The sequence below is a fragment of the Salinimicrobium oceani genome (assembly GCF_012037645.1).
In genome coordinates this window covers 1-449 of the sequence record NZ_JAAVJR010000635.1, presented here as the reverse complement: position 1 = coordinate 449, position 449 = coordinate 1, and the positions used below count along the sequence as shown (strand labels likewise).

At 42.1% G+C, this 449-nt stretch carries 1 pseudogene; it reads left to right on the top strand.

The window, feature by feature from the left end:
* Positions 1-306, top strand: a pseudogene (locus tag HC175_RS18630) (NAD(P)/FAD-dependent oxidoreductase); the annotation flags it as partial.
* Positions 307-449: the final 143 nt, after the last annotated feature.

The window sequence follows — 449 nt, the reverse complement described above, 5'->3', positions numbered from 1 at the left end:
CTTACCAATAAGAATACATATACCTCCAAAAAGGTGATTTTGGCTACAGGTTACGCGCAGCCATTTCTGATAAAAGGATTGGAAGATTATGTGATCCCTCATAAAAAGGCAAAACCTTCCAAGGAAAGGATACAGCTCGAAAATGTGAATCACCTGGTTTACCCCGGACTTTACGTTGCAGGTACTTTAGCCGGGCACAGAAGTCAATATGCTATTGCCTGCGGCAGTGGTGCAGCAGTTGCCACAGATATTCTTACCGAATGGAATAGCGGAGAACACACCAAAGTGCACGACAAGATAAAATAAACCTACTCTAGTTTTTGAATTTTTTCTCTTTGGAAAGGGTAATGATCTTTTCAAGCGCCAGGTCATCTTCATTTACGATCTGCTCAAAGATTGTACTGCCAAACAACTGCTGACCCATAGCGGCTTTAAAGTATCTCCTAAGC